General features: G+C 67.7%; 28 protein-coding genes. 9 read left to right on the top strand and 19 right to left on the bottom strand.

The genetic code is table 11. The annotated features are described in order from the left end of the window. Nucleotides 1-13: 13 nt before the first annotated feature. The 3 genes from mltA (at nucleotide 14) to ACMGDH_RS14775 (ending at nucleotide 3,691) form a co-directional block, all read left to right on the top strand. Nucleotides 14-1,348: a murein transglycosylase A gene (gene mltA / locus ACMGDH_RS14785; protein WP_436828734.1), complete on the top strand. Its 1,335-nt coding sequence runs from the start codon at nucleotides 14-16 to the stop codon at nucleotides 1,346-1,348. Beyond that, on the top strand, nucleotides 1,345-1,947 hold the full coding sequence (locus ACMGDH_RS14780) for a Smr/MutS family protein (RefSeq protein ID WP_436828733.1): 603 nt from the start codon (nucleotides 1,345-1,347) through the stop codon (nucleotides 1,945-1,947). Before mltA ends, ACMGDH_RS14780 begins: the two co-directional genes overlap by 4 nt. A gap of 70 nt (nucleotides 1,948-2,017) precedes the next feature. After that, nucleotides 2,018-3,691 (top strand): putative bifunctional diguanylate cyclase/phosphodiesterase, encoded by a 1,674-nt coding sequence (locus ACMGDH_RS14775; protein WP_436828732.1) that lies wholly within the window; start codon nucleotides 2,018-2,020, stop codon nucleotides 3,689-3,691. Here ACMGDH_RS14775 and dapE read toward each other — a convergent pair. Continuing rightward, entirely contained in the window at nucleotides 3,688-4,839 is a 1,152-nt protein-coding gene (gene dapE / locus ACMGDH_RS14770; RefSeq protein ID WP_436828731.1) for a succinyl-diaminopimelate desuccinylase, read from the bottom strand. The two genes, ACMGDH_RS14775 and dapE, sit on opposite strands and share 4 nt — an antisense overlap. Here dapE and ACMGDH_RS14765 point away from each other — a divergent pair. Continuing rightward, nucleotides 4,839-5,285, top strand: a complete 447-nt coding sequence (locus tag ACMGDH_RS14765; protein WP_436828730.1) for a cupin domain-containing protein — start codon at nucleotides 4,839-4,841, stop codon at nucleotides 5,283-5,285. The two genes, dapE and ACMGDH_RS14765, sit on opposite strands and share 1 nt — an antisense overlap. A 242-nt stretch (nucleotides 5,286-5,527) precedes the next feature. On the opposite strand, the gene ACMGDH_RS14760 is transcribed toward ACMGDH_RS14765, so the two are convergent. Continuing rightward, the gene (locus tag ACMGDH_RS14760) at nucleotides 5,528-5,698 is read right to left on the bottom strand and encodes a glycine zipper domain-containing protein (RefSeq protein WP_436828729.1); all 171 of its coding nucleotides are present in this window, start codon (nucleotides 5,696-5,698) and stop codon (nucleotides 5,528-5,530) included. A gap of 9 nt (nucleotides 5,699-5,707) precedes the next feature. Next, nucleotides 5,708-6,373 carry a glutathione S-transferase family protein gene (locus ACMGDH_RS14755; RefSeq protein WP_436828728.1) on the bottom strand — a complete coding sequence of 222 codons (666 nt, stop codon included), beginning with the start codon at nucleotides 6,371-6,373 and terminating at the stop codon, nucleotides 5,708-5,710. Nucleotides 6,374-6,647: 274 nt separating this feature from the next. On the opposite strand from ACMGDH_RS14755, the gene ACMGDH_RS14750 reads away from it, so the two are divergent. Then, the gene (locus ACMGDH_RS14750; RefSeq protein ID WP_436828727.1) at nucleotides 6,648-7,106 is read left to right on the top strand and encodes a MarR family winged helix-turn-helix transcriptional regulator; all 459 of its coding nucleotides are present in this window, start codon (nucleotides 6,648-6,650) and stop codon (nucleotides 7,104-7,106) included. Then, nucleotides 7,103-8,383: an MFS transporter gene (locus tag ACMGDH_RS14745; protein WP_436828726.1), complete on the top strand. Its 1,281-nt coding sequence runs from the start codon at nucleotides 7,103-7,105 to the stop codon at nucleotides 8,381-8,383. Before ACMGDH_RS14750 ends, ACMGDH_RS14745 begins: the two co-directional genes overlap by 4 nt. A gap of 353 nt (nucleotides 8,384-8,736) precedes the next feature. Here ACMGDH_RS14745 and yihA read toward each other — a convergent pair whose 3' ends face one another. From yihA to ACMGDH_RS14715, 6 genes are all read right to left on the bottom strand, one after another. Then, entirely contained in the window at nucleotides 8,737-9,378 is a 642-nt protein-coding gene (yihA, locus tag ACMGDH_RS14740; protein ID WP_436828725.1) for a ribosome biogenesis GTP-binding protein YihA/YsxC, read from the bottom strand. Continuing rightward, nucleotides 9,375-11,093: a membrane protein insertase YidC gene (gene yidC, locus ACMGDH_RS14735; protein ID WP_436828724.1), complete on the bottom strand. Its 1,719-nt coding sequence runs from the start codon at nucleotides 11,091-11,093 to the stop codon at nucleotides 9,375-9,377. Before yidC ends, yihA begins: the two co-directional genes overlap by 4 nt. A gap of 22 nt (nucleotides 11,094-11,115) precedes the next feature. Beyond that, a complete protein-coding gene (gene yidD / locus ACMGDH_RS14730) occupies nucleotides 11,116-11,328 on the bottom strand; it encodes a membrane protein insertion efficiency factor YidD (RefSeq protein WP_436828723.1) in 213 nt (70 codons plus the stop codon). Then, on the bottom strand, nucleotides 11,325-11,591 hold the full coding sequence (rnpA, locus tag ACMGDH_RS14725) for a ribonuclease P protein component (RefSeq protein WP_436828722.1): 267 nt from the start codon (nucleotides 11,589-11,591) through the stop codon (nucleotides 11,325-11,327). The genes yidD and rnpA overlap by 4 nt, the downstream gene beginning before the upstream one ends. A 71-nt stretch (nucleotides 11,592-11,662) precedes the next feature. After that, nucleotides 11,663-11,797, bottom strand: a complete 135-nt coding sequence (gene rpmH, locus ACMGDH_RS14720; protein WP_135983209.1) for a 50S ribosomal protein L34 — start codon at nucleotides 11,795-11,797, stop codon at nucleotides 11,663-11,665. Between the two features lie 87 nt (nucleotides 11,798-11,884). After that, the gene (locus ACMGDH_RS14715; protein ID WP_436828721.1) at nucleotides 11,885-12,196 is read right to left on the bottom strand and encodes a hypothetical protein; all 312 of its coding nucleotides are present in this window, start codon (nucleotides 12,194-12,196) and stop codon (nucleotides 11,885-11,887) included. 123 nt (nucleotides 12,197-12,319) lie between these two features. Here ACMGDH_RS14715 and ACMGDH_RS14710 point away from each other — a divergent pair, with 123 nt between their 5' ends. Next, nucleotides 12,320-13,828 carry a YifB family Mg chelatase-like AAA ATPase gene (locus ACMGDH_RS14710; RefSeq protein ID WP_436828720.1) on the top strand — a complete coding sequence of 503 codons (1,509 nt, stop codon included), beginning with the start codon at nucleotides 12,320-12,322 and terminating at the stop codon, nucleotides 13,826-13,828. Nucleotides 13,829-13,972: 144 nt separating this feature from the next. Beyond that, a complete protein-coding gene (locus ACMGDH_RS14705; protein ID WP_436828719.1) occupies nucleotides 13,973-16,123 on the top strand; it encodes a glycoside hydrolase family 2 protein in 2,151 nt (716 codons plus the stop codon). Nucleotides 16,124-16,218: 95 nt separating this feature from the next. Here the strand turns inward: ACMGDH_RS14705 and map are convergent, their stop codons facing one another. Further along, complete coding sequence (map, locus tag ACMGDH_RS14700; protein ID WP_436828718.1) at nucleotides 16,219-16,998, bottom strand: type I methionyl aminopeptidase; 780 nt, start codon at nucleotides 16,996-16,998, stop codon at nucleotides 16,219-16,221. Nucleotide 16,999: 1 nt separating this feature from the next. Continuing rightward, on the bottom strand, nucleotides 17,000-17,206 hold the full coding sequence (locus ACMGDH_RS14695) for a ParD-like family protein (protein WP_436828717.1): 207 nt from the start codon (nucleotides 17,204-17,206) through the stop codon (nucleotides 17,000-17,002). A gap of 121 nt (nucleotides 17,207-17,327) precedes the next feature. On the opposite strand from ACMGDH_RS14695, the gene ACMGDH_RS14690 reads away from it, so the two are divergent. Continuing rightward, nucleotides 17,328-18,005 carry a GNAT family N-acetyltransferase gene (locus tag ACMGDH_RS14690; RefSeq protein WP_436828716.1) on the top strand — a complete coding sequence of 226 codons (678 nt, stop codon included), beginning with the start codon at nucleotides 17,328-17,330 and terminating at the stop codon, nucleotides 18,003-18,005. A gap of 26 nt (nucleotides 18,006-18,031) precedes the next feature. Here ACMGDH_RS14690 and ACMGDH_RS14685 read toward each other — a convergent pair whose 3' ends face one another. The 8 genes from ACMGDH_RS14685 to ACMGDH_RS14650 form a co-directional block, all read right to left on the bottom strand. Further along, nucleotides 18,032-18,781: an energy transducer TonB gene (locus tag ACMGDH_RS14685; RefSeq protein WP_436828715.1), complete on the bottom strand. Its 750-nt coding sequence runs from the start codon at nucleotides 18,779-18,781 to the stop codon at nucleotides 18,032-18,034. A 362-nt stretch (nucleotides 18,782-19,143) separates the two neighbouring features. Continuing rightward, nucleotides 19,144-20,034, bottom strand: coding sequence for an SMP-30/gluconolactonase/LRE family protein (locus ACMGDH_RS14680; protein ID WP_436828714.1), 891 nt, complete (start codon nucleotides 20,032-20,034; stop codon nucleotides 19,144-19,146). Nucleotide 20,035: 1 nt separating this feature from the next. Continuing rightward, the gene (xylB, locus tag ACMGDH_RS14675) at nucleotides 20,036-20,809 is read right to left on the bottom strand and encodes a D-xylose 1-dehydrogenase (protein WP_436828901.1); all 774 of its coding nucleotides are present in this window, start codon (nucleotides 20,807-20,809) and stop codon (nucleotides 20,036-20,038) included. Between the two features lie 111 nt (nucleotides 20,810-20,920). After that, nucleotides 20,921-22,063 carry a fumarylacetoacetate hydrolase family protein gene (locus ACMGDH_RS14670; RefSeq protein ID WP_436828713.1) on the bottom strand — a complete coding sequence of 381 codons (1,143 nt, stop codon included), beginning with the start codon at nucleotides 22,061-22,063 and terminating at the stop codon, nucleotides 20,921-20,923. 96 nt (nucleotides 22,064-22,159) lie between these two features. Further along, nucleotides 22,160-22,816: a dTMP kinase gene (locus ACMGDH_RS14665; RefSeq protein ID WP_436828712.1), complete on the bottom strand. Its 657-nt coding sequence runs from the start codon at nucleotides 22,814-22,816 to the stop codon at nucleotides 22,160-22,162. Nucleotides 22,817-22,867: 51 nt separating this feature from the next. Beyond that, nucleotides 22,868-23,980: a helix-turn-helix domain-containing protein gene (locus ACMGDH_RS14660; protein ID WP_436828711.1), complete on the bottom strand. Its 1,113-nt coding sequence runs from the start codon at nucleotides 23,978-23,980 to the stop codon at nucleotides 22,868-22,870. A 90-nt stretch (nucleotides 23,981-24,070) separates the two neighbouring features. Continuing rightward, on the bottom strand, nucleotides 24,071-24,583 hold the full coding sequence (locus ACMGDH_RS14655) for a hypothetical protein (RefSeq protein ID WP_436828710.1): 513 nt from the start codon (nucleotides 24,581-24,583) through the stop codon (nucleotides 24,071-24,073). Nucleotides 24,584-24,667: 84 nt separating this feature from the next. Beyond that, the gene (locus ACMGDH_RS14650; protein ID WP_436828709.1) at nucleotides 24,668-25,729 is read right to left on the bottom strand and encodes a sigma factor-like helix-turn-helix DNA-binding protein; all 1,062 of its coding nucleotides are present in this window, start codon (nucleotides 25,727-25,729) and stop codon (nucleotides 24,668-24,670) included. Between the last annotated feature and the right edge of the window lie 92 nt (nucleotides 25,730-25,821).

Here is a 25,821-nt window from a genome sequence, read left to right as displayed (position 1 = left end):
GGAGAGCGGCTGGATGCGCGTTTGGGGGGGAGGCGCGTCCGCGCGCCTTGGAGGCATTGCCGCGCTTGCGTTGCTCGGGGCTTGTTCGGGGAGCATCGTGCCGCCGGGATCGGCCGGAACCCCCGGCACGAAGCCTGCGCCAGCCGCCAGCCCCACGCCTGCACCCCGGCCATCCGCACTCCCTGAGACGCCGGCGCACCTGCCTGCGCGTCAGCCCACCCCCGCCACGCCGTTGCCGGCGGCACCGGCTCCCGTCGTAGCGCCGGGCGCGACCACCGCGGCTGCGGCGGGTATCGCAGCGGGTCCGGCGGTCGACCGGCTCCCCATCACCCAGGAGGCGGCGGAGCGTGCGTTGGCGGCATTCCGGCTGAGCTGCCCGGGCCTCCAGCGCCGGACCGACGGGAGCGGGCTCACGCGTGGGGCCGATTGGGGGCCCGCATGCCAGGCTGCGGCGAACTGGCCCGCGCGCGATGCGCGTGACTTCTTCGCCGAGCATTTCAGCGCTGTGCAGATCGGTGACGGCCAGGCTTTCGCCACGGGCTATTACGAGCCCGAGATACACGGATCGCGCGAGCGCCGCTCGGGTTATGAAGTGCCCATCTACGGCATTCCGAGGGATCTGATCGAAGCCGATCTGGGCGATTTCTCCGACGATCTGAAGGGCAAGCGCATCCGCGGCCGCGTCGATGGCACCAGCTTCGTCCCCTATTTCGATCGTACCGCGATCGAAGAGGGCGCGCTGGACGGCCGCGCCGAGATCATCGCCTGGGCGGCGGATCCGGTGGAGATATTCTTCCTCCAGGTCCAGGGTTCGGGTCGGCTGCGGCTGCCCGACGGCGGCGTGATGCGGATCGGCTACGCCGGGCAGAACGGGCGCGGCTACACCGGCATCGGCAAGCTGATGCGCGACCGCGGGCTGCTGGGGCCGGGGCAGGCATCGATGCAGGGCATCATGGCGTGGCTGCGCGCGAACCCCGAAGAGGGGCGCAAGATCATGCGCGAGAACAAGAGCTTCGTCTTCTTCAAGGAACTGACCGGGGCCGGTCCGCTTGGAGCGATGGGCTATCCGGTGACCGGCTGGACCAGCGTTGCAGCGGACCCCAAGTTCGTGCCGCTGGGGGCGCCGGTGTTCCTGTCGATGGACCGGACCGACGCGACGGGGCTGTGGGTGGCGCAGGACACGGGCGGCGCGATCAAGGGCGCCAACCGGTTCGACACCTTCTGGGGCGCGGGTGACGACGCGCGGGCGATAGCGGGCGGCATGTCGGCGCGCGGAACGGCCTGGCTGCTGCTGCCCAAGGCCGCTGCGGCGCGGCTCCAGGCGGCTGCGCCCATTCCTGCACAGTGAACGGGCGGGGCCCCGGTTCCAAGGTTCGCGCGCTCGCTCCCGAGGAAGCGGCGCTGTGGAAGCGGGTGATCGCGACGGTGAAGCCGCTGAGCTCGGCGCGGGTTCCGGCGCGGCCTGCGGCTGTAGTAGACGTCGCTCCGACTGTTGTTCCGACCGAGGAGGTAAAGGCGCGCCCTGCGGCGAAGCCGGCCCGACCGGTGCGGCCAACTCCGCCGCCGGTTCCCGCGCCGCCGCCGCAGACGCTCGACGGCTCGTGGGACCGCAAGCTGGGGCGCGGAATGGTCGCGCCGGAATCGAGCATCGACCTTCATGGCCACACGCTTGCTTCGGCCTATGATCTGCTCGACCGCGGCCTAGATGCCGCAATCCACCGCGGGGACCGCGTGCTGCTGCTAATCACCGGCAAGCCGCCGCGGCCCGAATCAGAGCGGCCCCACGCCCGCGGGGCGATCCGCGCCGCGGTGGGCGACTGGCTGGCGGCGTCGCGCCATGCCGATCGGATCGCGGCGATACGGGGCGCGCATCCGCGGCACGGCGGCAGCGGCGCGCTCTATATCGTGCTGCGCCGTCCCCGCACGCCCGCTCAACGAAATTATTAACTTCTCTCTGACAAGTTGCTGGTGATTCGAGGCGTCGGGGGGCGCCCGCTGGTGGGGATCGGCAGCCGAGGTGGAAGGGGTTACGCTGAAAAGCCGCGCAATCGTATTTGCGATTTGCGCCGGGGCGACGGCGTTCATCCTCGCGCTGACTGCGGCTTCGCCTGACCATGTGACCGTGGAAAGTGCCACCAGCGCGCTCGTGGCGGCGATCGTCTGCGGCGTGCTGAGCTGGGCGTCTGCCGAGCGTAGCTTGGCGTCCACCGCCGGCGCGATCGATGCCGCGATCGATCGGATGGCGATTGCCGCCAAGGGCGACCTGAAGGGTGGCACCCCCGCGGAGGTCCGCGATTGCGTTCCCCAGCTCGCCGATGCCATGGACGCGCTGTTCAGCCAGCTGCACATGCATTTCGATCATGTGCAGCGGCTGGCGATGTTCGATCCCGTCACGAACCTGCCCAACCGCAGCTATTTCCGCGAGACGGCAGAGGCGGCGCTTGCCGATCTGCCGCGCGACCATGAGGCGGTGCTCTATTTCATCGATCTCGATCGCTTCAAATCGATCAACGACACGCTGGGGCACGCACAGGGTGACGTGCTGCTCGGCATGGTTGCTGCGCGGCTCCGCGGGTTCGTCGAGCAGCTGGCGGCGGGGGAGCCCGGCTATGCGGCGCTTGTCGGACGGCTCGCGGGCGACGAATTCACGCTGTTCGTGCCGCGCCTTCCGAACCGGGTCGCCGCCGACCGGATCGGGCAGGGCATCCTGCTGGAACTCTCCCGGCCCTTCGAGCTCGCCGATCAGCAGGTGACGATCGGTGCGTCGATCGGTATCGCCACCTGGCCGCGCCACGGCACCACGCTTCACGAGCAGATGCGTGCGGCGGATGCTGCGATGTACCATGCCAAGTCGCTGGGTCGCGGCCGGGTCGAGCATTTCACCGAGGCGCTGGCGGCGCGGATCGAGGAGCAGGCACAGCTCGAGAGCGAGCTGCGGACAGCTGTCGAGAAGGAGGAGTTCTCGCTGGTTTTCCAGCCGCAGGTGAGTGCGCAGGATGGCAACATCGTCGGGGCGGAGGCGCTGCTGCGGTGGCGGCACCGGGACGGAATCAAGCTGCCGGGCAGCTTCATCGAGCGGGCCGAGGAGACCGGGCTGATCGTCGAGATCGGCGCCTGGGTGGTGACGCGTGTGGCGCAGACGATTGCCCGCTGGGAGCGGCTGGGGATCGAGCAGCGGCTGGCGGTGAACATCAGCCCGCGGCAGATCGACCATGCCGGCTTCTTCCGCCAGCTCCGCGCCGCGATGCACGCCGCCCGGGCGCCCGCTTCGCTGCTCGAGCTCGAGATCAGCGAGACGCTGGCGATGCACTGTTCGAGCGAAGTGCTCGACGCGATCGCCGCGCTGCGCGCCGACGGCGCCAGCATCGCCATCGACGATTTCGGCACCGGCTACTCCAACATCGCCCGGCTGCGCGAACTGCCGGTGGACCGCGTCAAGCTCGACCGGTGCCTGGTCGAGCATGTCGTCTCCCAGCCCGAGGCGCGGACGATTGCCCAGGCGATCGTCGGGCTGATCCACGGTCTCGGTTGCCAGGCAGTGGCCGAAGGCGTGGAGAGCGAGGACCAGGCCGCGGTGCTCCGCGTGATCGGCTGCGACGTGCTCCAGGGCTATGCCGTGGCCGCGCCGATGGCAGAGGCCGAGTTCCTGGACTGGACGCACCGGTTCGAGCCGCGCCGCGCCACCTCCTAGGCGTAGACTCGCTTCAGCACCTCCTCATACACATCGGCGAGCGCCGTCAGGTCGGCGAGCGCCACTGCCTCGTCGAGCTTGTGCATCGTTGCATTGAGGAGGCCGAACTCGACCACCGGGCATAGCTTGACCAGATAGCGCGCGTCCGAGGTGCCGCCACTGGTGGAAAGCTCGGGCACCACGCGCAGCTTGGCCTCGATCGCCCCGGCCACGAGCGAGGAGAGGCGACCCGGCTCGGTGAGGAAGGCTTCGCCATAGACGCGGCCGTGGACGCTGCTGTCGGGCGCATGGCGGCGGACGATTTCCTCTATCCGGGCAATCAGATCGGCGCCCCTGTGGGCGTCGTTGAAGCGGATCGAGAGGCGCGCGCGCGCGATGCCGGGGATGACGTTGGTGGCGGGATTGGCCACGTCGATCATGAGCGGTTCGATGTTCGAGGGCTGGAACCAGGCATGGCCCTGATCGAGCTCGATTGCGTCGATCTCGGCGAGCGCCCGGACCAGACGCGGGACCGGATTGTCGGCGAGGTGCGGATAGGCGACGTGGCCCTGACGGCCGCGCACTTCGATGTCGATCACCGTCGAGCCGCGGCGGCCGATCTTGATCGTGTCGCCAAGGCGGTGGGCAGAGGTGGGCTCGCCGACGAGGCACAGCTCGGGGCGCAGGCCGCGCTCGGCCATGCGCTCGATGAGGCGCTGGGTGCCGAAGGTGGCGGGCCCTTCCTCGTCGCCGGTGATGATCAGGCTGAGCGTGCCGGCGTCGGCCGGGACGCGCGCGGCGGCGGCGGCGAAGGCGGCGATCGCGCCCTTCATGTCGACTGCGCCGCGGCCGTAGAGCAGTTCGCCGCGGACCTCGGGATCGAAGGCGCCGCTGACCCAGCCGGGGCCGGGGGGCACCACGTCGAGATGGCCGGCGAAGGCGAAATGCGTGCCGCCATCACCACGGACGGCGAGGAGGTTCTCGACCGGGCCGTCGGGGGCGTCGCCCTCGATGAAACGCTCGACCGTGAAGCCGAGCGGGAGCAGCGCGGATTCGAGCACGTCGAAGACGGCGCCGCGGGCGGGTGTGACGCTCTCGGCGGCGATCAGCGCCTTGGTTAGTTCGACGACGTCGGGCACAGTGCCTCCCTGCAATGATGGAGGCGGCATTGCCCAAGCTCGATCTCGATACAATCCCGCAGACGAACGCGACGGGCTATCCGGCGGAATATGCGGATGTGGTCGAGGGGCGCTGGTATCGCCGGCTGGCGCCCGCCAGCGGGATCACCGATTTCGGATTCAGCCATGTGACGCTCGAGCCCGGCGCCTGGTCCGCGCAGCGCCACTGGCACGAAGGCGAGGACGAGTTCGTCGTGATGCTCGCGGGCGAAGCGGTGCTGGTCGACGATTCGGGCGAGACGGTGATGCGGCCGGGCGATGTGGCGGCATTCCCCAAGAACGACGGTAATGGGCATGTGCTGCAGAACCGCAGCGACGCCGAGTGCGTGTTCATCGCGGTGGGACGGCCCGGCACGACCGACTGCCATTATCCCGACATCGACCTGCATCTGTTCGCCGGCGAGGGATTTCGGCGGAAGGATGGGAGCGCGTTCTAGCGAAATCCTCCCCGGCAAGGGCAGGGCTATCGCATATGGAAATACCGTTTGCCCTGAGCTTGTCGAAGGGCCTTTTCCCTCGCTGCCGGCGCCCGGCCGGAAGCGAAGGACGTCCTTCGACAAGCTCAGGACAAATGGAGATTTTGCCAAACCCTGTTCCCGGACCGGCAACATATTCCAGATGCAATTGCCCCGTCCTTGCAGGGAAGGATTGGAGTGGGAGCAGCGGGGCTCGTAGTTCCTTAGGCCTGATCCTCGCCGGACCCGTCGTCCTTCTTGCGGGAGCGTGCGATGCCGCCCATCGCGATGCCGAGCGCTATTCCGATCGCAATGCCGACCGCGAGATTGTCCATCGCCGCACCGATTCCTGCGCCGAGGGCGATTCCGATGGCCAATCCGCTTCCGGCATTCATCCGCGCCTCCTAGTTCGTAGCGGGTGCCTCGAACTGCTCGATCACCCAATCCTCTTCCTGCGCCGCGGCGATCCAGTCCTGCATGAAGGGGTGCTTGATCAGCGCCATGACATAGGCCTGGGCGAAGCGCGGGACGGGGAGCGAATAGGTGACGATGCGGGTCGCGACTGGCGCGAACATGATGTCCGCCGCGCCGAACGCGCCGAACAGAAAGTCGCCTTCGCCGCCATAGCGCGAGCGGGCCTCGGCCCAGAGCTCGACCAGCCGGGCGAGATCCTGCGCGACGTCCTCGTCGGGGGTCTTGGGCGCATAGATCTGGCGGACGTTCATGCTGTGCTTGCGGCGCAGCGCCGCGAAGCTCGAATGCATCTCGGCAGCCATCGAGCGCGCCATCGCGCGCGCGCCGATATCCTGCGGCCAGAAGCGCGCGTTGCCGGTCTTTTCGTTGAGATATTCGACGATGGCGAGGCTGTCCCACACCACGATCTCGCCGTCCCACAGGATCGGCACCTTGCCTGACGAAGGCGCGAACTCGTCGCCCTCGCGGCGCTGTTCCCAATCCTGATCGTAGAGCGGGACCACCACCTCCTCGAAGGCGAGCCCCGAATGCTTGCAGGCGAGCCAGCCGCGGAGCGACCAGGACGAATAGGCCTTGTTGCCGATGATGAGCTTCATGGGGGCGGGATAACGGGCCGGGCGCGGCGGGGCAACGGGCCGCGAGGCGATTCGTGACGCCGTTGTGCAATTGACTCTGCTTGACTCGTTTGCGGGTTTTTGAAAGCGGGCCAGGCGGGAACATAAAGAGAACTTAACACCGTTTCGCAGCTGTAGGACAGTAGAAAAAATGCCGTATAGTCAAAGTGATAGCGGCGCACCGCGCACGACCGTGGAGCATCGCGGCGGCACCGCGGGAGGGAATTGCACCATCCGCGTGTGATGCATATACATCATGTATATGCATCAAGATTCGCCGCTTCCGTGCATCTGCACGTCGATCCGAAAGACGGCGCGCGTCGTGGCCCGCGCCTATGACGAAGCGTTGGCGCCGCACGGCATGACGACCGCGCAGTTCGCGATCCTGCGGCACGTGATCCGCGGCGAGCCGCTGGCGCTGAGCCGGCTGGCCGAGGAACTCGTGATGGACCGCAGCTCGCTCTACCGCGCGCTGACCCCGATGGAGACGCGCGGCTGGGTGCAGGTGGAGCCGGGCAAGGGGCGCGCCAAGCTCGCCCGGCTGACCGATGCCGGCCGCGCGGCGCTGGCCGAGGCGACCCCGGCGTGGAATGCGATTCAGGGCAGGCTGGAGCAAGGAATGGACAGGGACTTCTGGGTGGGGCTGGGGCGTGCGCTGAGCTTCGTCGCGCGCGTTGCAGAGGACAGGGCTCCAGGCAAGGGAGCGGCGCGGTGAACGCGCTGCTGCGGCGCCTGCCGCTCGGCGCGGGCGGCTATGCGACGATCGTGGTTGCGGTGACCTTCGTGGCGCTGCTCATCTCGGCAGGGCTGCGATCGGCGCCCGGCGTGATGATGCTGCCGCTCGAGATGCATTTCGGCTGGGACCGCGCGACGGTCTCGTCCGCCGCCGCGATCGGGATCATGCTCTATGGCCTCGTCGGTCCGTTCGCCGCGGCGCTGATGCTGTCGGTGGGGATCAAGCGGACGATGCTGGGCGGGCTGGTGCTGATGGCGCTCTCTACGCTGGCGAGCCTGTGGATGACCGAGCCGTGGCAGTTCGTGCTGAGCTGGGGCGTCTTTTCCGGCGCGGGAAGCGGAGCGGTGGCATCGGTGCTCGGCGCGGCGGTGGTCAACCGCTGGTTCGCGACGCGGCAGGGGCTGGTGATGGGGATGCTCACCGCGAGCACCGCGACCGGCGCGCTCGTTTTCCTGCCGCTGCTCGCCTGGCTGGCGGAAGGCGGCGCATGGCGGCCGGTGGCGCTGGCGGTCTCGATCGCGAGCATCTGCGTGATCCCGCTCGTGCTGCTGTTCGTGCCCGAGCGTCCGCAAGACCTGGGCGTGCGCCGGTTCGGCGAGACCGAGGATAGCGCGCCGCCGCCCCCGCTCAAACAGGCGGCGAGCCCGGCGCTGGCGTTCACGGCGCTGTTCCGCGCGAGCCGATCGCCGATGTTCTGGCTGTTGTTCGGCACCTTCTTCGTCTGCGGGCTCACCACCAACGGGCTGGTCGGCACGCACATGATCGCGTTCTGCGGCGACCACGGCATCGCGCCCGTGCAGGCCGCGGGGCTGCTGTCGCTGATGGGACTGTTCGACCTGATCGGCACCACCGCATCGGGCTGGCTCACCGACCGCTACGATCCGCGCAAGCTGCTGTTCGTCTATTACGGGCTGCGCGGGCTTTCGCTGCTGGCGCTACCGTTCCTCGATTTCGGCACTGCGAGCCTGCTGGTGTTCGCGGCCTTCTATGGGCTCGACTGGATCGCGACCGTGCCGCCGACGGTGAAGCTCGCCAACCTGCATTTCGGCGAGCGCGATGCGCCGATCGTGTTCGGATGGGTGATGGTGGGGCACCAGCTGGGGGCAGCGACCGCGGCGTTCGGGGCGGGCGCGGTGCGGGCGTGGACGGGGACCTATACGCCGGCCTTCGTGGTGGCGGGCGCGTTCGCGCTGGTGGCGGCGGTGGCGGTGCTTGGCTGGCGTGGCGAGCGGCGTGTGGCGGGGGTGGCGGCTTAGCGCTCCACGACATTCGGCTTGCGAGACGAACAGGCGCGAAACGGAAGGAATTAATCCTCCCCCGCCAGGGGGAGGTGGCGCACGAAGCGCGTCGGAGGGGGAGGAAGCACGCCGCCCACGTTCTTGCATCCGCCCCCTCCGTCAGCCTACGGCTGACACCTCCCCCTGGCGGGGGAGGATTTGCTTGCGTGCTGGAGGCGATCCGCCTTCGATTGGCTGCGCTGCCTGGCTTCTACGACTCACCCTCACCCAACCCCCTCCCGCAAGCGGGAGAGGGCTAGAAGGGGATCGCTTCGCTCGCCAACCCACCCCCAACCCCTCCCTTGCAGGGAGGGGAGTTTAGAGGTGTGGGCTCAGCCGATGGCTTCGAGCACTGCGGCGCGGAGTTCGGGGATGCCCATGCCCTTCTCGCTCGAGGTGGCGAGGATTTCCGGGTGGGCGGCGGTGCGCTTGCGGGCTTCGGCGACGGTGCGCGCGTGGACGTCGGCAAGCTCGGTCGCCTTGATCTTGTCGGCCTTGGTGAGGACGATGCGATAGCTGACCGCGGCATCGTCGAGCATGTCGAGGATCTCGCGGTCGACATCCTTGATGCCGTGGCGCGAATCGATCAGCACGAGCGCGCGCTTGAGCACCTGGCGTCCGCGCAGGAAATCGTTGACCAGATAGCGCCACTTCCGGACTACGTCCTTGGGCGCCTTGGCGAAGCCGTAGCCGGGCATGTCGACCAGCCGGAACAGCAGCGGATCGCCGACTTCGAAGAAGTTGAGCTCCTGTGTGCGCCCCGGGGTGACCGAAGTGCGCGCGAGGCTGTTGCGATTGGTGAGCGCGTTGAGCAGCGACGACTTGCCGACGTTCGAGCGGCCCGCGAACGCGACCTCGGGCACCACCGGATCGGGGAGGTGCTTGAGCTCGGGGGCCGATTTGAGGAAGCCGACCGGGCCGGCGAAGATCTTTCGCGCGGCCTCGATCTGGTCTTCGGTGAAGGCTTCGGTCACTTCGCCTTCGCTTCCTTCTTGATCGGCTCCTTGAGCGCCGGATGCTGGCGATAGAGCAGCCATTGCTGCGCCATCGTCAGCACGTTCGACGTGATCCAGTAGACCTGGAGACCCACCGCGAAGGGCGCCATCAGGAACATCAGCATCCACGGCATGATCGCGAAGACCTGCTTCTGGATATCGTCCATCGGCGCCGGATTGAGCTTGAACTGGAAGTACATCGACAGGCCGAGCAGGACCGGGACCACGCCGATCGCGAGGAACGACGGCGGCGTGAAATCGAGCAGGCCGAACAGGTTGAACACCAGCAGCGGATCGGGCGCCGAAAGGTCCCTGATCCAGGCGACGAACGGCTGGTGGCGCATCTCGATCGTGAGCAGCAGCACCTTGTAGAGCGCGAACATGATCGGAATCTGCAACAGGATCGGCAGGCAGCCCGCGAGCGGGTTCACCTTCTCGTCCTTGTAGAGCTTCATCATCTCCTGCTGCTGGCGCGGCTTGTCGTCCTTGAAGCGCTCCTGGATCGCCTTCATCTTGGGCTGCACCGCGCGCATCGCCGCCATCGAGGCGAACTGGCGCTGCGCGATCGGGAAGAGCAGCAGGCGGATCGTGATCGTCAGCAGGATGATCGCGACGCCGAAATTCTTAACCAGGCGGAACAGCCAGTCGAGATAATAGAAGATCGGCTGTTCGATGATGCCGAACCAGCCCCAGTCGATCGCGCGATCGAACTGCACGATGCCGAGCTTGTCCTGATACGCCTCGAGCAGCTTCACTTCCTTCGCGCCGGCGAAGAAGTGGCTGGTGTAGGTGATCTTCTTGCCTGCGGGCACGGTGAGCGGCGCGGCGAGCTGGTAATCGGCCTGATAGCCCTTGGTCGGGGTGGGACGCTGCTGGAGCTGGACGCCCAGCCGCTGGTCCGGGATGACCGCGGTCAGCCAATAGTGATCGGTATAGCCTGCCCAGCCGCCGGTGGTGGGGAAGCTCTGCGCGGCTTCGTCCAGGTCCTTGTAGTTGATGTAGTCGGCGGCGCCGTCATAGACTGCGATCGGGCCGACGTGCGCGGCCCATTGGTCGACGTCGGTCGATTTTTCGGCGCGGGTGACGAGCGCGTAGGGAGTCACCGCGACCGGGGTGCTGCCGGGATTGGCGACGCTCTGGCGGACGGTGAACATATAGTTCTCGTCGACCGCGAGCTCGATCCGGAAGACCTGGCCGCTGGGGCTGCGCGCGCTGAGCGTGACCGGTGTGGTGGGGGTGAGCTTGCCGCCGCTCGCCTGCCAGACGGTGTTCTGGTCCGGCGCCTGGACGCCGGCGCCGTGCCAGCCGAACTGGGCGAAATAGGCGCCCGCCGCGCCGCCCGGCGAGAGCAGGCGGATCGGCGGCGAATTCTTGTCGATCGTCTCGTCGTACTTGGAGAGGACGAGATCGTCGATGCGCGCGCCCTTGAGGTTGATCGAGCCGCGGAGCGCCGGAGTCTCGATCGCGACGCGCGGGCTCTCGGCCAGCACGATCTCGCGGGTGCGCAGCGCAGTGGGCGAATCGGCGGCGGGATCGGCCGAAGGATTGGGAACCGGCTGGGTCTTGCCGCCCTCGATCCGGGTGGGCGCGGGCTGCTGCTGCGGGAACACCCAGTGCATGATCTGCGGCCATCCGAACAGGATGAGCGCAGCGAGCACTGCAAAGATCAGGAAGTTCTTCTGGTCGTCTTTCACCGATGTTCCCCGGAAATACCCGTCATGGCACGGGATCGTAGCCGTGCCCGCCCCATGGATGGCAGCGCAGGATCCGCCTGACGGCGAGCCAGCTGCCCTTCACCGCCCCATAGCGGCGAAGCGCCTCGATTGCATAGGCTGAACAGCTGGGCTGGAAGCGGCAGCTGGGCGGAAGGATCAGCGAGGGGCCGAGCTGCCAGCCCCGCGCGAGAAGGATGAGGAGGCGGGCGATCATCTGCGCACCTTGGCCAGCGCCTTGGCGAGCTCCGCCTTGAGATCGGAAAAGGGGCGCGCGTTGCCGCCGTTGCGACCGATCAGCACATGATCGGCGCCTGCGATGCCGTGCACCGGCAGCACTTCGCGGGCGAGTTCGCGGAAGCGGCGCTTCATCCGATTGCGGACGACGGCGTTGCCAACTTTCTTGGATACGGTAATGCCGACCCGAATCGCCGGATCGGCATCGCCGCGATCGCGCACGATGAGGACGAAGCCGGGCATGGGCGCCCGCTTCCCCGCATTCGCCGCGAGATATTCCTTGCGCTGCGTGAGCCGCGCGAGCGGTACGGCAGTTACGCCGACAGCTTCTTGCGGCCGCGGGCGCGGCGGGCGCGGATCACGTTGCGACCGCCGACGGTCGCCATCCGCGCGCGGAAGCCGTGCCGGCGCGCACGCACCAGGTTGCTCGGCTGAAAGGTCCGCTTCATCGCTCATCCTCAAGAATCTAGAACGTAAAAGGGCCGCCACAGGGGCGGCCGCGTGTCGGGTGCCCATAGGGGCAAGCCGCGCACGAGTCAACGCGTCCGATCGGTATTGCCGGGCTCCGTGGCGAGCGCAGCCTCCTGCTCGCGCGCGCGGCGGCGGCGGAAGCTCGGGCGGCGCAACGCCAGGTCGCTGTAGTGGCCGAGCCGGGGCCAGCGCTTCTTCAATCGGGCGAAGCGCTTGCGCGCCCAGGCCGAGTTGCGCAGCACCAGGATCAGCCCCGCCGCGAACAGCAATATGCCGCCGGGCCCCGGGATCGGGCCGGCGATCGGCGCCGCGGCGATGAGCAGCAGCCCGAGGCCGAAGAGCAGCTTGCGGAGCAGCGGATGGCGCGCGCGTGGCATGCAGCGAATGTGGGAACCGTGTGTTGCCTGTGCAAGACAGGGACACGCAGTTGCTCCGTTCCGGAGGCGATCCGTTCCACTATGGCGAAAAGCCGCTATGGTCCTGCGCGGGGGGACGGGAGAATGGTCGCGAGCGTTTCGACGGTGGCCTATCTGGGGCTGGAGGCGCGCGCGGTGGAGGTGCAGTGCAACCTCCTGCCCGGCGTGCCCAAGTTCGTGATCGTCGGGCTTCCCGACAAGGCCGTGGGCGAGAGCCGCGAGCGGGTGCGCGCGGCGATGGCCGCGATCGGGCTGTCGCTCCCGCCCAAGCACATCGTGCTCAACCTCTCGCCCGCCGACCTGCCCAAGGAAGGATCGCATTTCGACCTCGCCGTGGCGCTGGCGCTGCTGGGCGCGATGGGCGTGGTCGATGCCGAGACGCTCGCCGGTTACGTGGTGGTGGGCGAGTTGGCGCTCGACGGCCGGATCGCGCCTTCGCCCGGCGTGCTGCTCGCGGCGCTCCATGCTTCGGAGATCGGCAAGGGGCTGGTGTGCCCCGCGGCACAGGGGCCCGAGGCGAGCTGGGCGGGGCAGGGCGAGGTGGTCGCGGCAGCCGACCTGATTGGGCTGCTCAACCATTTCAAGGGCAACCAGCTGCTGCCGGCACCGCCCGCCGGTGAGGCGGAGGAGCCGGGCCGAGGGCCGGATCTCGCGCAAGTGAAGGGGCAGGAAACGGCGAAGCGCGCGCTCGAGATCGCGGCGGCGGGCGGGCACAATCTGCTGATGATCGGGCCGCCGGGCGCGGGCAAATCGCTGCTCGCCTCGTGCCTGCCGGGAATATTGCCGCCGCTCGATGCGGCCGAGGCGCTGGAAGTGTCGATGGTCGGCTCGGTCGCGGGCACGCTGAACGGCGGGCGGCTGACGCGGACGCGGCCGTTCAGGAGCCCGCATCATTCGGCGTCGATGGCGGCGCTCACCGGCGGCGGGCTCAAGGTCAAGCCGGGCGAAGTGAGCCTCGCGCATCTGGGGGTGCTGTTTCTCGACGAGTTGCCCGAATTCCAGCGCGCGGTGCTCGATTCGCTGCGCCAGCCCCTGGAGGCAGGCGTGGTGAGCGTCGCGCGCGCCAATGCGCACGTCACCTTTCCGGCGCGCGTCCAGCTGGTCGCGGCAATGAACCCGTGCCGCTGCGGGCATCTGGGCGACCCGGCGCTCGCCTGCGCGCGGGCGCCGCGCTGCGCGGCGGATTATCAGGCCAAGGTTTCAGGGCCTTTGCTCGACCGCATCGACCTGCACGTCGAGGTCCAGCCGGTGACCGCCGCCGATCTGGTGCTGCCGCCGCCCGCGGAAGGATCGGCCGAGGTGGGCGCGCGCGTGGCGGAGGCGCGCGCGATCCAGACCGAGCGCTATCGCGACGTGCCCGCGCGGACCAACGCCGAAGCGGACGGGGAGGTGCTCACTGCCTTCGCCGAGCCCGACGAAGCCGGCCGCAAGCTGCTCGCCCAGGCAGCCGAAGCGATGCGGCTCTCGGCGCGGGGCTATACGCGGGTGCTGCGGGTGGCTCGGACGATCGCCGATCTGGCGGGTGCGGAGGGCGTGGGACGCGTCCATGTTGCCGAGGCGCTGAGCTACCGGCGGCAGGCGCCGCGGAGCTAGGGCGCTGGCGGCGTCTCACCCCCATGTCCGCTGTTATCGGCAGCACGCCGCCCCAATCCCGGTCGTTTAGCGGCTTTAAGCTGAGACTTCCTCGATCTCCGGCAGTCTATTGCGTTTGGCCGGAGTGAGCCCGAAGGGAGACCCATGCGGTTGCAGCTTCTTTTCACGATAGCCCTGGCCATGGGAATTATCGCACCAGCGCAAGGCGCCGGCGCCAGTACGACTACATCTCCGGCAGATGCGGGCCGCGTCGTGACTTCACTCGACGCTGGCTGGCGCTTCTTCCGTGGAGACGTCGAACGCGGCGACGAAGCGGATCTCGACGATACAGGGTGGGATCAGATTACCTTGCCGCACACGTACAACGGCGCCGACGGCGACGATGGCGGGGGTTATTACCGCGGACCCGCTTGGTACCGCCGGACGCTGACCTTGACCACCGCACCGCGAGGGCGCGCTTTCCTCCAGTTCGACGGCGCTGCACTGGTGACCGAGGTGATGGTCAACGGCATCAAGGTCGGCCGGCACGCGGGAGGACATGCGCGTTTTCGCTTCGACGTCACGCGGGCGCTGCATGCCGGGCGCAATCTGATCGCCGTTCGCATCGACAACAGCAAGATTTCCGACGTAACTCCGCTCGGAGGCGATTTCACGCTCTTCGGCGGGATCTACCGCAGCGTCGCGCTCGTGGAGACCGGCGACCAGCATGTCGAGCTGCTCGATCATGGCAGCCCGGGGCTGCAGGTCGTTACTCGAAGCCTGACCGATGACGCGGCTCGCCTCGACGTGCGCGTCAAACTGCGTAACGACGGCCGCAAAGCAAGCCGGTTCCGCCTCGCAATTGTGGCCAAGGATGCGGGGGGTAGCCCCGTCGCGCGCATCGAGCGGCCGGTGAGCCTCGCCTCCGGCGGAACCGGCATGGAAGTCGTCCCGCTCGTGATTTCGCGGCCCAGACGGTGGAACGGACGCAGCGATCCCTATCTCTATCGTGTCAGCGCCGAACTTCGCCGCGTCGACGGGGCACCGCTGGACACAGTCACCGTGCCGCTCGGCCTTCGCACCGCACGCTTCGATCCCAAGCGCGGCTTCCTTCTCAACGACGCGCCCTATCCGCTTCACGGCGTCAATCTGTTCCATTCGGGACGGCCTGGACGAGGGCTCGCAGTGACACCCAACGAAATCGAGGCGGACATGAAGACGCTCGATGAGCTTGGTGTGACCGCGGTACGCTTCGTCCACTTTCAGCATCCGGAGCGCGCCTACGAGGAAGCGGATCGGCGAGGCTTGGTCGTGTGGACCGAGATCGGCCTGAATGGCCAGAGCGATCCGGGCGCAGCATTTGCCGAGAACGCCGCGCAACAGATGCGCGAGCTGATCCGGCAGAACTACAATCATCCCTCCATCGTGGTCTGGGGGCTGGGCAACGAAGTCTATGCGACGACGCCGGACGTCACGCGCGTTCTGGCCGGGCTTCAGCAGGTCGTGAAACAGGAAGATCCTTCACGCCAGACGATTTATGCCCATTGCTGCCAGGCTGACGATGTCGACAAGGCGCGCGTCAGCGACCTCATCGCGTTCAATCGCTATTTCGGGTGGTATGCGGAGCAGAAGGGGACGATCGGCGAATGGGCGGACGGGTTTCACGCCCGATATCCTGACAAATCTTTCCTGGTCGGAGAATATGGCGCCGGAGCGAGCATTCGCCATCAGCAGCTACCTCCCCCAGCCAATATCGTAACGACCAGCGGTTGGCATCCCGAACAGACCCAGACTGCGTATCACGAACTGAACTGGCCGCAGCTTGCCGCGCGGCCCTATCTGGGGGGAAGCTTTGTATGGGTCGCGTTCGACCTGGCATCCGATGGAAGGCGCGAGGGAGATCGGCCAGGGATCAATGACAAGGGTCTCGTCAGCTACGATCGTCAGGTCAGGAAAGACGCATTCTACTGGTATCAGGCCAATTGGTCCAAGGTCCCTATGGTGCACGTCGCTGATCGGCGCCTCAACCGGCGCACAGAGGCGAGTACCGAAGTGAGGGTCTATTCCAACGTGCCCGAACTGGAGCTCATCCTGAACGGCCGGTCGCTGGGTAAGCGCCCGGTCGAGAGCCACATTGCCCGCTGGCTCCTGGAACTCGAACCCGGGGTAAACCGCATCGAGGTAAGCGGGTCTGGTGTCATCGATACAGTAGAATGGACGCTCGCTAGCAGGTCACCCAGCGGTGCGAGCCCCATCCCCGACCCTGTCGCGCCAAAGCGCAGTAACGGGCCGCAGAAGGCACCTCCGGGGCAATGAAGACATCACCCTTACCCTCGCGCGCATAGCGGCTGCTGCAGGGCGGTTCCGCCGCTTATGCCCCGCCCGCAGCGCTCACCGGCTGGTCCTGGATGCTAGCGGAGGTTCGCCCGCAGCGGTGCTTCATCCCGACGCAGGGTCAGCACCTCGACCCCCGTGCTCGTGACCGCAACCGTGTGTTCGAACTGGGCGGAGAGCTTGCGGTCGTTGGTCACCACCGTCCAGCCATCGTCGGTCGTGGAGACTTTGCGGGTGCCCTGGTTGATCATCGGCTCGATCGTGAAGACCATGCCCTCGCGCAGCTTCAGGCCCGTGCCCGGGCGACCGAAATTGAGCACCTGCGGTTCCTCGTGCATCTCGCGGCCGATGCCGTGGCCGCAATATTCGCGAACGACCGAATAGCCGTTCCGCTTGGCGTGCCGCTCGATCGCGGAGCCGATGTCGCCCAGATACGCGCCGGGCCGGACCTGACCTATGCCCTTCCACATCGCTTCCTGGGCCACCCGCACCAGCCGGCGCGCGGCGGGCGGGACATTGCCGACCAGATAGGTCTTGCTCGAATCCGCGATGAAGCCGTTCTTCTCGAGCGTGATGTCGAGATTGATGATGTCGCCATCGCGTATGATCTCGCCCGCGTCGGGCACGCCGTGGCAGACGACGTGGTTGATCGAGCAGTTGAGGACATATCCGAAGCCATATTGGCCCTTGCTTGCCGGGCGCGCGGCGAGGTCCGTGGTGATGAAGCGCTCGACCAGATCGTTGACCTGCAAGGTCGACATGCCGGCGAGATCCATAGAATCAAGCATCTCGAAGACCGACGCCAGCAGCCTGCCCGATTCGCGCATGAGCGCCAGCTCGTCGGGAGTCTTCACCATGTCAGGCGGCGGCCGCCTCGGGGAAGCGGACATGCGCCGATGCGAACTGCATCTTCACGATATCGTTGAAGGAGAGGCTGGGGTTGGCCTCGGCGAGCATCCCGATCTTCATCCAGAACTCGGCCTGCGCATTGATCGAGCGGCACATGACCGTGCTGGCCCGGCGGACCTCCTCGTGCAGTTCCTCGTCGATTTTCACGATGCCCATTAGGAGTCCTTAGAGAAATAGAATATATGAAACGTATATGAATCGTATGCCGACCAGTCAATCCTGCATAGGCTTGCAGCCGGATAGTGACGACCGGAGCGCCGCGGATTAGGTGAGGCACATGGTCCACCCGCTCGACAATCCCGCCTGGTCTGCGCTTCGGGGACCGCAGGCGTATCTCGCGCGGGGGGAAGGGGACGCGCTGCGTTATGACGCCGATCATGCGATCTTCGCCGCTGTCCGCGACCACGCGCCTGCTTCGCTTGAAGCGCTCGGGGCGCTGATCGCGGCTACCGGCCCTGCGATCGTGCTTGCGCGCGGCGTGCTGTCGCCGGTCCCGGGCACGCGGATCGAGAAGCGGCGCGAGGGGGTGCAGATGGTTGCCGCGGCGCTCGCACCGGCGCGCAAGACCTGCGATTTCGTCGAGCTGGGGGACGCCGATGCCGCCGAGATGCTGGCGCTGGCGACTCTCACCGAGCCGGGGCCTTTCTTTTCCAGGACGCACCGGCTCGGCAATTTCATCGGCGTGCGCGAGGGCGGCAGGCTGGTCGCGATGGCGGGCGAGCGGATGAAGCCGGCGGGCTTCACCGAAGTGAGCGGTGTGTGCACGCATCCGGATCATCGCGGTCGCGGGCTCGCCGGTGCGTTGATGGCGGTGGTGGCGCGGCGGATCGCCGAGCGCGGGGAGACGCCGTTCCTACATGCCTATGCCGACAATCGCGGCGCGATCGCGCTCTACGAGGCGCTGGGCTTCCGCATCCGCTGCGACGTCGATGTGACGGTGCTTCAGCCTGGCTGACGTGCGGGGCGGCAGCCCGGGGGCGCTCAGCGGCGGCGCTGGACCGGCTCGATGTTGAGCACCCAGGTATGGTCTTCGATGATATAGGCGGGGACGGGGCGGCCGCGGGCATCGCGTGAGGGCCAGTAGCGGAAGCGCTGCTCGATCAGGCGGCAGGTGGTCTGATCGAGGATGCGGCTGCCGCTGGAGCGCTCGATCTCGCACTCGCGGACGCTTCCGTCGGTCCACACGAGATAGCGGACCGATACGGTGCCGGACTCTCCCGCTTCCATCGCAGCCTCAGGATAGTCGCGGTCGCTGAGCCGGCCGCTGCGCCGCCGGGGCGGGGAGTCGCCGCCGCCGCCCGTTCCGTCGCCTGCGCCGCCGCTGCCGCGCCCGTCGCCGACGCCGCCCGCGCCGGTTCCGGGGCCGACGATGTCGGCGCTGCCCGCGGTCGGCGCGCTGCCGGTGCCTGCGATCGGAGCCGCGACGACGGGCGGCGGCACGGGGACCGGAATCACCGGCTCGGGCGCGACGACCTGCGTGGGCTCGGAGCGCAGGTTCGGCGGGGCGGCGCGCCCCTCGGGACGGCTGCTGCGGACTTCGTGCGGCTGCGTCTTCTCCTCGGGCGGAGGAGGGGGCTCGGGCCCGATCTCGAACAGCTGAAGCGCCTCGCCGGGCGCGCGCACGATCTGCGGGGCGAGGCCGAGCACCAGCGCGTAGCCGACCACGCCCATGATCCCGGCAGAGATCGCTGCGGCTCGGGTCCGATCGGCGCGGTTTATATGCCCATACATGCGCGGTTCTGACGCAGCCTCACGCTTCCCGCCGCGTCAAACTCCCGAAGGCCGGATTTGGCCGCATGGGGAAGCCGAGCCGATTCGAAGGCGGCTTTTATGGTATTGCTAATCGTTAGCGGCTCTTGCGAGCCGATGTCGTCGCGCCGTTGCAAGCGGATCGCGAGAAGGGGCTGGGTTGAACGCGAGAAATCCTCCCCCGCCAGGGGGAGGTGGCATGCGAAGCATGACGGAGGGGGAGGAAGCACGCCGCTCACGTTCTGGCATCCGCCCCCTCCGCCGCCTTCGGCGCCACCTCCCCCTGGCGGGGGAGGATTGAGGCGGGGGCAGGTGCCACTCTCGCGGCTGAATGCCGCCGCCCTCTAGACGCCTTCGCGGATCAGCATGCCCTTTTGGCCGGGGACGCTCACTTCGAAGCGGAAGAGGTCGCCGGCGTGCGGCTCCTTCGAAAGGTCGCCGGGGGCGATGTGCTTGTTGGCGGTGGTGGCGAACACCGTCTTGAGGTCGGGTCCGCCGAACGCGATCTTGGTGATCGCGCTCACCGGGAACTTCACTTCCTCGAGCAGCTCGCCTGCGGGCGAATAGCGGCGCACGCCCCAGCCAGCGTAAAGGCCGACCCAGACGCAGCCCTCGCTGTCGACGGTCGGGCCGTCGGGGAAGCCTTCGCCATAGGGGATGCGGACGAACTCGCGGCGGTTCACCAGTATGCCCGCGGCATCGATGTCGCAGGCGTAGATGATGCCGCCCAGCGTATCGACGTGGTAGAGCGTCTTGCCGTCGGGCGAGACTGCCGGGCCGTTGGTGATCGCGACGAGCGGGCTGGTGGCGACGCAGCTGCCGTCGGCGCCGAGCCGGTAGATCGCGCCGGTGATCGCCTCTTCGCTGTCGTCCATGCTGCCGAACCAGAGCCGGCCCTGCGGATCGACGGTCGCGTCGTTGAGGCGATTGCCGGGGTGGTCGGGCTCGGGGGTGCAGATGGGGGTGAAGCTGCCGTCGCGCTCGTCGAAGCGCGAGAGGCCGGATTGCAGGCCCGCGACGAAGCCGCCGCTCTCGACGGGCAGGATGAACCCCACCTGGCCGGGCGCGTCCCAGCTCCGCGTGCCGCCGCTGGCGGGATCGTAGCGGTGGATCTTGTGGCTCTTGATGTCGACGAACCACAGCGCCTGGTCGCGCTCGACCCAGACCGGGCCTTCGCCCAGCGGTGCTCCGAGCTGCCAGATGCTGACGGGCTCGGAAACCGCTACCTTGGTCATCTCAACGCCACCCTGCATCCACGAAGAATTCGTGGCCGGTTACCAGCCGGGCGTCGTCCGAGGCAAGGAACAATGCCATCGCGGCGATATCGTCGGGCACCAGCCGGCCCTTGAGGCACTGCGCCGCGACGATCTCGGCCTCGCCCTCGGGCGTGTACCATTTCATCTGGCGCGGCGTCTTGACGTTGCCGGGGACGATGCAGACCGAGCGGATGTTGTCCGGCCCCAGCTCGCGGGCGAGGCTGCGCGTCAGGCCCTCGATCGCTGCCTTGGCGGTCTGGTAGAGCGCCAGCCCCTCGAGCGCGAGGTGCCAGGAAATGGAGCCGAGGTTGACGATCACGCCGCCGCCCTGAGCCTTCATCCCCGGGATCACGGCCTGGGCCGCAAAGAACAGATGCTTGAGATTCACGCCGATGCGATTGTCCCAATATTCCTCGGTGACTTCCTCGATCGAGTGGCGATCGTCGTTCGCGGCGTTGTTGACCAGGATGTCGAACGGGCCGTTGGCGTCGATCAGCGCCTGGATGCTCGCCTGGACGCTCTTGATGTCGGTAAGGTCGAGACGCTGGAAGACCGGCGGCCGCTCGGCGCCCTTCAGGCTCTCGACCAGCGCCTGCGAGTCCGCTTCGGCGATGTCGAAGAAGGTGACGTCGGCGCCCTGCCGGACGAAGCCCTCGACGATGCCGGCGCCGATGCCCGAGCCGCCGCCCGTCACCAGGACGCGCTTGCCCTTCAGGCTGGGATAGACGGCTCGCTGATCGTGCGCGAGAGGCATGTGCTTGGGATCAGCTTCCGACACCAGGGTTTCGCTTTCGTACATGGGCTTCCGATTTCATTGAAGGCGGAAGCGCGCGGCGATCGTGCCGGGGCGCGCTTCCCGCCGGGATCATGCAGTGGCTTTCGACGCGAGCAGGCCGCGTTCGGCGAGGTTGCGCATCAGATCGCGGATGCCGAACTCCCAGGGCGCTGCCGCCTTGGAAGTGGTCACGCGGTTGACCAGCGCACCAAGCCTGGGCGTGGAGATGCGGACGACGTCGCCCGGCTTGTGCGTGAAGCCGCGGCCCGGGTGATCACGGTCCTGCACCGGCGCGAACAGCGTGCCGAGGAACAGCGCGAAACCGTCCGGATACTGATGCTCGCTCAGCGCCTGGCGGACGAGCTCGGTAGGATCCCGGCTGATCTCGCTCATCTTGTTGGTGCCGGCGAGGCGATAGCCCTCGGGCCCGACGATCTCGAGGTCGACCACCGCCGAGCGGATATCGTCCATCGTGAAGCCCTCGTCGAACAGGCGGATGAAGGGGCCCAGCGAAGTCGAGGCGTTGTTGTCCTTCGCCTTGCCGAGCAGCAGGGCGCTGCGGCCCTCGAAATCGCGCAAATTGACGTCGTTGCCGAGCGTCGCGCCGCGCGGCCGGCCGCTGCTGTCTACCACGAGCACGACTTCGGGCTCAGGGTTGTTCCAGTCGCTGTCCGAGCGGATGCCGATCTCGTCGCCCCAGCCGACCGAGGAGAGGACCGGCGCCTTGGTGAACACTTCGGCATCGGGGCCGATCGCCACTTCGAGATATTGCGACCACATGCCGGCATCGATCAGCGCGGACTTGAGGCTGGCGGCTTCGGCGCTGCCGGGGACGACCGAGCGGATGCCCGAGCCGACGCGCGCTTCGAGATCGCCGCGGATCGCCGCGGCCTGATCGGCGTCGCCGCGCGCGCGCTCCTCGATCACCCGCTCGATCGCCGAAACGGCGAAGGTGACGCCGCATGCCTTGATGCACTGGAGGTCGACCGGCGCGAGCAGCCGCGGGCCGGAACCGGTTCCGAGCGCCTCAGCGCTGCAGATCACGCTGCCCTGCACTGCGCCGGGATCGTCGCGTTCGAGCAGATCGGCGACGGTGGGGGCAATTGCCGACACATCGTACACGGTACCCCCGCGAACCACCACGGGTGTGGGGCCTTGCGGGAGGAGAACGCGTCCGATCAGGGTTGCCTGCGCATGATCCGCAGGAAGCAAAGCAGCAGAAGAGCCGTCCAAGACCTCTCGCCCGTAATTAGTTTTGATAGCGCTACCATGCGGCCGGACCGGCCATGCTGTCAAGCCGCACCAGCGCAGGTTGTATATATATGATTTTTACAGATGACTCGCAATTTCGTCTACGATCATCTTGGGATCGCGCATGGCGCCGCCTTCGCTTGCCCGGACGATCTTCCAGGGCCCGAGCAGATCGGCCGCGACAATCGCCTCATAGTTGGCGCGGACGCGCTGCTGGAGCGCGATATCGGCTTCATATTCGTCGAAGCTCTTGTCGGTGTAGCTGCGCTGCGCCTTCCTGAGGATCAGCTCGCGCGCCAGCTCCCAGGGCGTGTCGAGATAGACCGAGAGAGCGGGACTGGGCAGGGCGAATTGCCCGATTTCGAGCGCGAGGATCCAATCCATCATCGGGCGCGCTTCGTGGGCGTCGAGCCGTGCGGCCTGATAGGCCATGTTGGAAGCGACGTAGCGATCGAAGATCACGACATCGTGGTTCGCCTGTGCCTCGAGGATCGCGTCGCGCCATTCTAGCCGATCGAGCCCGTAGAGAACGGCTGCCGCGCGCGGGCTGACCGGCACGCCCATCTCGCTGGCGAGAAAGCGCCCGATGGTGACTCCGCCGACCGTCTCGCCATAGCGCGGGAAGCCGATCACCGTGGCTTTGCGGCCGCGGGCGTTCAGCGCATCGCAAAGGCCCCGGCACGCAGTGTTCTTCCCGACGCCGTCCGCGCCCTCGATCGCGATCAGTTTTCCCATGGGTGTTGCCTTAGCACGGCGGGGGACGATGTCACGGCGGCGGGTAGCCGGTCAGACGTAGACGGCGGCGATCACCCGGGCGAGCCGGGAGGGATCGAATTCGTCGAGCGTCAGCGCAAGCTCGGGATTGAGGCTGTAGCCGATCATCCGGCCGTCCCGATCCGAGCCCACGGACAATAGGCGCCACCCGGCGCCCTCATGCAGCGCGGCGAGTCCGCCCGGGACGGGGAACTGGTCCGGATCGACGATCACGGTCGCCTGCGCCGGCAGCCCGGCGCCGAGCGTGGCGCGGCAAACCTTCAGCGCGAAAGCGCGCGGACCGGCGGCCGGGGGCGCCTCGATCGTCCGGTCGGTGGGAGTTCCGGAGATCAGCCCGTCGGCGAGCGCGGTGCCGAGCACCGGGAGCAGGCGCCCGCCCACGCCCGTCGATGGGATGATTGCGAGCGCGGGGCGGGGAAGCGGATCGGGATCGGGCTCGGCGAGCTCGGCGGCAAGCTGGGCGATGCGCGCACGCATCCGATCGCGACGTGCGGCGGGATCGGCGATGGCGGTTACGAAAGCATCGAGTGCGCCTGCATCGCGCCTTGCCTCGACTATCGCGCGCAGCTCGGGTTCGCCCTGCACGCCGAAGAAGCGGAGCAGCGCCTGGCGGGTCGCCGCGTTCCAGCGATCGAAGGTCTTCAGCGCATTCTCGATGCGCGAGAGATTGACCGGCGGGATGCCGAATTCGCGCCCGATCGCTGCGATGGTGAGGACGGGGTCACCCGTGCGCCGCGCCCGCACTGCGGCGCCGAGATAGACTGCGAAATGCTCCTCGGCCTCGTCGGTCTTGCTGCCGTCCTCGAACGGCTGCGCCCATGCAGCCAGGCTGAATTCGGGCGCATCGACGTCGATGAGAAGCTCGGCGGGAGCGAGATCCAGCGCGCGGGCGACGCGGCGCAGCTCGTCCGCGCGGGGGACGACTTCGCCGCGTTCGATCTTGGACAGCCGGATATAGGGAATCTCGGGGATCGTGACCGAAAGACGGAGCAGCTTGGGAAAGCCGCGCGCGCGGCGATGCTCGCGCATCCGGTTCGGAAAGACGATCGTTCGGCGCAGGTCTATAGGCATGCCCCCGCGCCGCGCTGCGGCATCGGGCACGTCGCCCTTGTCCCCGGCCTTCATATCCTGTCCCCCAAACGGTTCGTCCGACCGCTCCCCGTCGAGGACAAAGAATTAATCCGCACAAAATTGCAAGTCTAACTATAGGCGGATTTAATGGAGCAGTGTCCCGCAATCAGTCGCCGCAAGCAGCGCGCACGGCCCGTTCGGGTCCAGCGGCAATATCGCAAGCAGGCCGGACCTGCCGCTTGCCTGCTGCAACAGCCAGCCTTCGACCGAGGGAGAGGGATGATTTGGCGCGAAGGCCACACCGATACCGTCGGTGATCACACCGTAATCGGCGGGAGGAGTCGGCCAGCGGCCGGAAAGATAGGCGAGGAGTTCGGCGGCGGCTTCCTGGAGCGCGCCTTCGTAGCTGTCCTCCGGGCAGAAGCCCTCGGGGGTGGCAGCGATCCGGGCAACCTGCCGGAAATCGCGGCGCCACCAGATCAGGCGAAGCTCTTCGGTCGCGTCGGTCTCCAGGCTGAGGAACAGCCCGCTACCCTCGGGAAGCAGCGGGCGTGCGCAGCGGGCGGCCTCGGCGGCCAGCGACGTCAGCCGCCGGTTGGGGCGGGGCAGCATCGTCCAGCCCGCATCCTGCTCCGCGCCATCGCCCTCAATCGCCATCACCATCCCTCTCGCTGGTGATTGATTTATAGGATGCAAGTGCGACCCGCGGGGTCGCACATCCGCAAAATCATGCAGCGAAGATCAATGCAGCGAAGCGCTGGGAGAGACGGCGGGTCCGGGAAGGTGGATCGCCTCGACCGTTTCGGCCTCAGCATCCTTGGATGCGGTAGCGGCCGCCTGCGCGAGCGCGGCCGGGCCGACTGCCTCGACGCGGGCGAGCCGGTTGTGCGGCAGCTTGGGATCCGGGAGGATCGAGGCGGCCGGCGCAGCCGCGGGCTGGCGGCGCCTGGCCGTCGCGGGCTGGCCATATTCGGCCATCACCGAGAAGCGCGGATCGGCGATGGCGATCTCCGCAATCGTCTTGGCGGCGCGCTTGGTGATCTGGCGGATGCGCTCCTTGGTGATCCCGGTCTCGAGCGACAGATCGTCGAGCGTCGACGCCTGGAACACGCGGCGGGCGACGATCTCGCGATCGCGCTGCAGCTTGGCCTCCAGCTTCTCGAGCTCGGCGGGATCGATGCCGTGGGTGGCGAGGCGGAGACGCGGACCTTCGCGGCGGAGCGCGGCTTCTTCGCGCTTCGGCCGCGGGCGGCGGCGAAGCTGCTCGATGCCGACCGTGCGGAGATGATCGACATAGGCATCGATCAGCGAGCCGATCGCGCCATCGGCGAGATAGTCGGAGGCGGCGGCCTCGGTGCGGGCGAGGGCGTCCTCGTCCTCGATCATCGCCTCGGGCGACATTTCCTCGCCGTCGGGCGAGATCGCGATGGCGCTGAGCGAGACGGTGGTCGCCTCGACCTTCTTCGCCGAAGGGCGCTGATCGGTCATCAGGCGGAAGCGCAGGCTCTGGAGCTCGCCGCGGATCTGCCAATTGACGAAGGTGGTGAACTGGGCCTTCTCGGGCTCATAGGCCTGAATGGCGCGGTGGACTGCGATCGCGCAGCACTGCTCGGCATCGTCCCAGTGCGCCGTTAGGCCGTACTGACGAATGAAGTGACGGATGCGCGGCGCAATCAGCTTGAGGATACGAGCGAAGGCGCGATCGACCTCGGCGCGCTGGCGCGCAGTCTGCTTGGCGTCCTTCGGCGTGTTCTCGATTACGATGGTGACGGCGGCTTCTAGCGCAATCGTGGTCTTCGACATTCGATGTCCCCTGGTTGGACCGGACTGCAGGCTCCCCCCCGCCGTCCGTGGACATCCTTTGCCGCCGCTATTCCTAATAGAATCTAACTAAT

This window comes from Sphingomonas radicis (assembly GCF_051400635.1).
Taxonomy (GTDB): Bacteria; Pseudomonadota; Alphaproteobacteria; order Sphingomonadales; family Sphingomonadaceae; genus Sphingomonas.
This window is presented reverse-complemented; position numbering and strand designations above follow the sequence as displayed.

Coding starts and splice junctions, on each gene's coding strand:
- mltA (WP_436828734.1), top strand. CDS start 14: ATGCGCGTTTGGGGGGGAGGCGCGTCCGCGCGCCTTGGAGGCATTGCC.
- dapE (WP_436828731.1), bottom strand. CDS start 4,839: ATGCCGCCTCCATCATTGCAGGGAGGCACTGTGCCCGACGTCGTCGAA.
- ACMGDH_RS14760 (WP_436828729.1), bottom strand. CDS start 5,698: ATGAATGCCGGAAGCGGATTGGCCATCGGAATCGCCCTCGGCGCAGGA.
- ACMGDH_RS14755 (WP_436828728.1), bottom strand. CDS start 6,373: ATGAAGCTCATCATCGGCAACAAGGCCTATTCGTCCTGGTCGCTCCGC.
- ACMGDH_RS14750 (WP_436828727.1), top strand. CDS start 6,648: ATGTATATGCATCAAGATTCGCCGCTTCCGTGCATCTGCACGTCGATC.
- yidD (WP_436828723.1), bottom strand. CDS start 11,328: ATGATCGCCCGCCTCCTCATCCTTCTCGCGCGGGGCTGGCAGCTCGGC.
- rnpA (WP_436828722.1), bottom strand. CDS start 11,591: ATGCCCGGCTTCGTCCTCATCGTGCGCGATCGCGGCGATGCCGATCCG.
- rpmH (WP_135983209.1), bottom strand. CDS start 11,797: ATGAAGCGGACCTTTCAGCCGAGCAACCTGGTGCGTGCGCGCCGGCAC.
- ACMGDH_RS14715 (WP_436828721.1), bottom strand. CDS start 12,196: ATGCCACGCGCGCGCCATCCGCTGCTCCGCAAGCTGCTCTTCGGCCTC.
- ACMGDH_RS14710 (WP_436828720.1), top strand. CDS start 12,320: ATGGTCGCGAGCGTTTCGACGGTGGCCTATCTGGGGCTGGAGGCGCGC.
- ACMGDH_RS14705 (WP_436828719.1), top strand. CDS start 13,973: ATGCGGTTGCAGCTTCTTTTCACGATAGCCCTGGCCATGGGAATTATC.
- map (WP_436828718.1), bottom strand. CDS start 16,998: ATGGTGAAGACTCCCGACGAGCTGGCGCTCATGCGCGAATCGGGCAGG.
- ACMGDH_RS14695 (WP_436828717.1), bottom strand. CDS start 17,206: ATGGGCATCGTGAAAATCGACGAGGAACTGCACGAGGAGGTCCGCCGG.
- ACMGDH_RS14690 (WP_436828716.1), top strand. CDS start 17,328: ATGGTCCACCCGCTCGACAATCCCGCCTGGTCTGCGCTTCGGGGACCG.
- ACMGDH_RS14685 (WP_436828715.1), bottom strand. CDS start 18,781: ATGTATGGGCATATAAACCGCGCCGATCGGACCCGAGCCGCAGCGATC.
- ACMGDH_RS14680 (WP_436828714.1), bottom strand. CDS start 20,034: ATGACCAAGGTAGCGGTTTCCGAGCCCGTCAGCATCTGGCAGCTCGGA.
- xylB (WP_436828901.1), bottom strand. CDS start 20,809: ATGCCTCTCGCGCACGATCAGCGAGCCGTCTATCCCAGCCTGAAGGGC.
- ACMGDH_RS14665 (WP_436828712.1), bottom strand. CDS start 22,816: ATGGGAAAACTGATCGCGATCGAGGGCGCGGACGGCGTCGGGAAGAAC.
- ACMGDH_RS14660 (WP_436828711.1), bottom strand. CDS start 23,980: ATGAAGGCCGGGGACAAGGGCGACGTGCCCGATGCCGCAGCGCGGCGC.
- ACMGDH_RS14655 (WP_436828710.1), bottom strand. CDS start 24,583: ATGGCGATTGAGGGCGATGGCGCGGAGCAGGATGCGGGCTGGACGATG.
- ACMGDH_RS14650 (WP_436828709.1), bottom strand. CDS start 25,729: ATGTCGAAGACCACGATTGCGCTAGAAGCCGCCGTCACCATCGTAATC.